Here is a 5047-nt window from a genome sequence, read left to right as displayed (position 1 = left end):
AAACGCAGTGGGCGACCTCATGCCATGGATCGCCGTGGTCTGAGCACATCGCTTACCATCAACCCACACACATGGCTGGCCCAAAACCTTGCCAGGCTTGCCGCGGTCATCCTGCAACGCTGTCGGCGAACTCATGGCTACGATAGCCGCGGCACGTGCACAGCACTTACGAACAGTTGGCAGGCAGCCAGGTGTGTGGTGGCTTTATGGACGACTAGCGGTGAGGACCACCGTCGTTGAACTTTGCAATCTTCATTTTGCCCAGTTGCGACATATGAACTTCGTCGGGGCCGTCGGCGATGCGCAGATGCCGGGCGTTGACGAAGGCAGCAGCGAGTGGCGTGTCCGGTCCAACACCCATACCTCCAAATGACTGGATTGCGCGATCAATGACCGTTTGGGCCATCCTTGGCGCGACGATCTTGATCGCCGCAATAAGGTCTTTGGCCACCTTGTTGCCATGGCGATCCATCGCATCGGCCGCCTTGAGAGTTAGCAGGCGCGCCTGTTCAATTTCGCAAAAGGAGAGCGCTACGTCCTGACGAATGCTCGACTGATCCGACAATTTGCGCCCGAATGCCACACGGGATTCTACGCGCCGCGCCATATATTCCAGGCTCCGCTGCGCCAAACCAATGGCCCGCATGCAGTGATGGATCCGACCGGGCCCAAGCCGGCCCTGTGCGACTTCGAAGCCGCGTCCTTCACCGAGGATCAGGTTCTCCTTCGGTACGCGGACGTCCCGGAACACCATTTCGGCGTGACCGCTAGGCCCATGGAAAGAGCCGACGACGCTGAGCGGCCGGACGATCTCGATTCCAGGAGTGTCGGCGGGGATCAGGATTTGCGAATGTTGCTGGTGGCGCGCTCGATCCGCATCCGGGGTCTTGCCGAGCAGGATGAAGACCTTCGTGCGCGGATCCATGGCACCCGAAATCCACCATTTCCGCCCATTGACGACGTAATCGTCGCCGTCACGGATAATGCTCGTTTCGATATTGGTTGCGTCGGACGAGGCAACGTCCGGCTCGGTCATCGCAAAAGCAGAGCGAATTTCACCATCGAGCAGCGGCTTGAGCCAGCGCTCCTGCTGCTCTGGCGTCCCGTATTTTGCCAGAACTTCCATGTTGCCCGTATCAGGCGCCGAGCAATTGAAGAACTCCGAGGACCCCATGACCCGGCCCATTTCCTCCGCCAGCGGCGCGTATTCAAGCGTCGTGAGGCCCGGACTGATTTTGCCGTATTCTTTCGGCAGGAACAGGTTCCAGAGGCCGGCCTCCTTCGCCTTTGCCTTGATATCCTCGATCTGCGGCCAAGGCGTCCACATCGTGGACGGATCTTTCTGGTGAGCCAGCCACTCGTGCTCGATCGGATAGATGTGCTCGTCCATAAACGCGCGCACCTTGGCCTGAAGCTCTTTCATCTTGTCACTATATTCGAAGTCCATTTGTCATCTCTCTAATCTAGAGGTCAGCTCTCACAGGCCGGGAACGGGCTTCGATAGCTGGTCTGCGCTTGGCTTCACGCGATGCGACGATATTGCGCCAGCGATAAGCCTGATAAGATTTTGAAAATCTTCGGATTTGTCGACATACTGCATGTGTTGGAATGCGCGTCCATCGTCCGATCAATCAACCTTGCGGCCTTCAATTCAAGGTCAAAGGCCGACTTGTAGCTGCATTCGCTCACCGATCCCGCAACACTGTCAGGGACGGGTTCGCAGAAAATCGGGCGGATTTAACCTCCCGTGGCCAAAATGCTGCCAGCATCCAATTGCTGTCCGGACTTGGCTGTCGGCGAAAGTGCCTCAATTTCACTTTCGGAAAGTCCTGCATCACGAAGTACCTCGTGATTGTGCTCCCCCAGCAAGGGTGCGCGACGACTCACTCGGCCAGGTGTGGATGCCATTTTGATCGGCACCCCTGCAATTCTTACCGGGCCTGTGCCCGGATTTTCAACTTCCACCATCATTTCGCGAGTTTGAAAATGCTCATCATGCACAATGTCTTCGACGTTCATCACGGGCCCGAAGGGTATCTTGCCGCCAAGTCGCGTCGTCAGTTCTTGCTTGGTGAAGCGCTGGGTCTGCGCGCTCAGCTCGCGAATAACGTCATCCTTGTGCGCCTTTCGCGCCTCCCGCGTGAGAAATCGCGGATCTTCCGCCAACTTCGGCACGTCAAGAAGGCCGCACAGGATCGCAAAGAACGAGTCCTGGAAGGCCGCCAGAGTGACGAACCCATCCTTGGTCGGGTAGACGCCAAAGGGGCAGAGGAACGGGTGGTGATTGCCCTCCGGGCCGGGCACCGCGCCGGATATCGAGTTCTGCCAGATGGTGCGCTCGCAGATTGCCAGAACGGCGTCCGTCATAGCCACGTCCAGAAACTGGCCAACACCAGTGCGCCGGGCATGATGTATGGCCGCCAGCACACCAAATCCCAGCATCATGCCGGGAATGATATCCCCGACACCGGGGCCGACTTTGGTCGGCGTTGCGGAATCCATGCCCGTGATCGCCATGATGCCGCCCATGGCCTGGGCAACGACATCATAGGCCGGCCAATCAAGATAGGGCGATGCACCTGTGCGCTCATCACCAAAACCGCGCAATGCGCCGTAGACAAGCCGCGGATTGATTTCCTTCAGCACTTCATAACCGACGCCCAGGCGATCCATGACGCCGGCTCGAAAATTTTCCACGACAGCATCAGCGTCGCGCACCAGTACCTTGAGCGCCTCCCGACCTTGCTCCGTTTTCAGGTCGATACAAATACTCAACTTGTTGCGATTGATGCTTTGAAAATACCCGCCAAGAACACGCTGAGTGTCATCGTCGCGATATTGTCCGGCACGAGAGAGGTCTCCGACAGACGATTCAACCTTTATCACCGTGGCACCATGATCAGCAAGAATCATCGTACCGTAAGGACCTGCGAGCATTTGCGTCAGGTCGATGATCTTTAGATCCGATAGAGCACCGAAGGTCGGAACGTTATCCATCGGTTTTACCCTCCCGCTTATTCCTGATATCTATGGTAAATGCCCTGCGCCGCAGCAAGGGCATAATCGGTACACGAAGCTGGCCGCCGCTTAGTCAACTAGCTCATCGCATCTTCTCAACTGCCTTATTTTGGCGCAACCGGTAATGCCGGCCATCGCATCTCTATTACTAATGCAATGAGCATCCCTGCTGCGGCGTACTAGACGGGCTGTCGAACGGCAACGGCCATAACCCGCTTGCCGCAATTTCAGGGGTAGCCGGCGAGTGCCGTGCCGACCACGCTGCATGCAGACAGTATTTGGGAATTTCCCGACATGACACATGCTAAACGGAAGACAGCCCGGATCCATCTTATTGCAAGGATAATAAGTCGGATTGGGTGGGGCGAATGCTGGCGCTCTGGCGGCACCCGAAGCTAGAAGCCGCTCTTCAAATCGGGAGACAGAGGCACATGGAAACAACAAGACTTGGATCGTCTGGCCTGCGCGTCAGCCGGCTCGCCCTTGGCTGCCTGAGTTTCGGAGATCCGCAGCGCAGCGAGCATTCGTGGGCGCTTAACGATGAGGCGGCCGAGCCGCTGTTCCGGCAGGCCGTCGAACTGGGCATCACGCTATGGGATACCGGCAACATCTATGGTGCCGGCAGCTCGGAGGAGATCGTCGGCCGGGCGATCAGAAAGTATACGCGCCGCGAGGAAGTTGTCCTGGCCACGAAGCTTTTCTATCCTGCAGGTCCCGGGCCGGGTGGGTCTGGCCTGTCGCGCCGCGCCATTCTCGAGCAGATCGATTTGTCGCTTAAGCGGCTGAATACCGACTACATCGATCTTTACCAGATCCATCGCTTCGATCCGGATGTCCCGGTCGAGGAGACGATGGAAGCCCTTCACGACGTGATCAAGGCCGGGAAGGTCCGCTATATCGGTGCGTCTTCGATGTGGGCCTGGCAGTTCGCGAAAATGCAACATGCCGCCGACTTGGGGAATTGGACCCGGTTCGTATCGATGCAGCATCATTACAGCCTGCTTCAGCGCGAAGAGGAGCGAGAGATGTTCCCATTGCTCGCCGATCAGCAGGTGGCCAGCCTTCCCTGGAGTCCTCTCGCGAGAGGGAAGCTCGCTCGCCCATGGACGGAGGCAACAGAGCGCTCAAGTTCCGATCGCTACCAGTCGTTCTACGATGACCGAGGCATTCCGATTGTGAATGCTGTCGAAAAGGTCGCTCGTGAGCGGGGCGTACCCATGGCGCAGATCGCGATGGCTTGGGTGTTCAGCAATCCTACGGTGACTTCGCCGCTAATTGGCCCGACCAAGCCGCACCATCTTGTTGACGCGGTAGAAGCGCTCAATCTCAAGCTTTCCGACGACGAGGTCAAACAGCTTGAGCAACATTACTTGCCCCAGTTGCCGGTGGAGCTTTGACGCTGATTTCAGGCGATATCTTGTAAGCCGACTTGAGGTTTGCAGTCTTGCGTTATTTAGGGTCTCCATTGCGATGGTGGCAGAATGATGCGGCGGCGATGCGAACTGCCAGAGAAGACCGGTCGATCATCGAGCTGCTGCTGCGCGAACAAAACGCGCGGTGTACCCGGCGCCGATGATCGACGGGTCCTGAACGGCATTCTCTGGCGGTTTCGCACGGGGCGTCGCTGTGGGCTGGGCTGCCCGAGCGCTACGGCCCCTCGACGACCGGCTACGACAGGCTCAACCGCTGGCGCACAGCCGGTGTTTGGTACCGGCATTTGGCAGTTGTTTCGGCTGCTTTGACGCGGTGCCCGTCAAAAGATGTCGGTTTGAGCTAATATAGGGCAGAGGCATTCGGTAAGCTTGAGGATTAGCGCGGCATCCACAGTCGTTACGACCGATGCGGCCACACCTTCATATCCGCTATCGGCATCGCCGCAATCACCATCGCGTTGGCTCAATCAATTGGTCTTGGCCACAGATTCGGTTGGCCTCGCGACTGGCACGGGCCCAAGTTCAAATCCGACAGACAGTAAGCGATGTGCTCAGACCACGGCGATCCATGGCATGAGGTCGCCCACTGCGTTTGC

The 5047-nt window shown here is 57.8% G+C and carries 3 protein-coding genes and 1 pseudogene; 2 read left to right on the top strand and 2 right to left on the bottom strand.

Annotation, left to right across the window (positions count from 1 at the left end; genetic code table 11):
• Window positions 1-214: 214 nt before the first annotated feature.
• Window positions 215-1447 carry an acyl-CoA dehydrogenase family protein gene (locus IE122_RS17960; RefSeq protein WP_189622602.1) on the bottom strand — a complete coding sequence of 411 codons (1233 nt, stop codon included), beginning with the start codon at window positions 1445-1447 and terminating at the stop codon, window positions 215-217.
• 290 nt (window positions 1448-1737) lie between these two features.
• Window positions 1738-2997 carry a CaiB/BaiF CoA transferase family protein gene (locus IE122_RS17955; RefSeq protein ID WP_189622601.1) on the bottom strand — a complete coding sequence of 420 codons (1260 nt, stop codon included), beginning with the start codon at window positions 2995-2997 and terminating at the stop codon, window positions 1738-1740.
• Window positions 2998-3449: 452 nt separating this feature from the next.
• Between IE122_RS17955 and IE122_RS17950 the strand changes: the two genes are divergently transcribed.
• Together IE122_RS17950 and IE122_RS17945 are read left to right on the top strand one after the other, a co-directional pair.
• On the top strand, window positions 3450-4415 hold the full coding sequence (locus tag IE122_RS17950; protein ID WP_189622600.1) for an aldo/keto reductase: 966 nt from the start codon (window positions 3450-3452) through the stop codon (window positions 4413-4415).
• An 84-nt stretch (window positions 4416-4499) separates the two neighbouring features.
• Window positions 4500-4732 (top strand): annotated as a pseudogene (locus tag IE122_RS17945) (transposase); the annotation flags it as partial.
• Between the last annotated feature and the right edge of the window lie 315 nt (window positions 4733-5047).

This window comes from Novosphingobium colocasiae (genome assembly GCF_014652555.1).
In the GTDB taxonomy this organism is placed as follows: Bacteria; Pseudomonadota; Alphaproteobacteria; order Sphingomonadales; family Sphingomonadaceae; genus Novosphingobium; species Novosphingobium colocasiae.
The sequence above is the reverse complement of the archived record's forward strand: the minus strand, read 5'-3'. Positions and strand labels throughout refer to the sequence as shown.

What these genes read in the sequence shown, in the direction of transcription:
- IE122_RS17960 (WP_189622602.1), bottom strand. Translation starts at nt 1,447, where the DNA reads ATGGACTTCGAATATAGTGACAAGATGAAAGAGCTTCAGGCCAAGGTG.
- IE122_RS17950 (WP_189622600.1), top strand. Translation starts at nt 3,450, where the DNA reads ATGGAAACAACAAGACTTGGATCGTCTGGCCTGCGCGTCAGCCGGCTC.
- IE122_RS17955 (WP_189622601.1), bottom strand. Translation starts at nt 2,997, where the DNA reads ATGGATAACGTTCCGACCTTCGGTGCTCTATCGGATCTAAAGATCATC.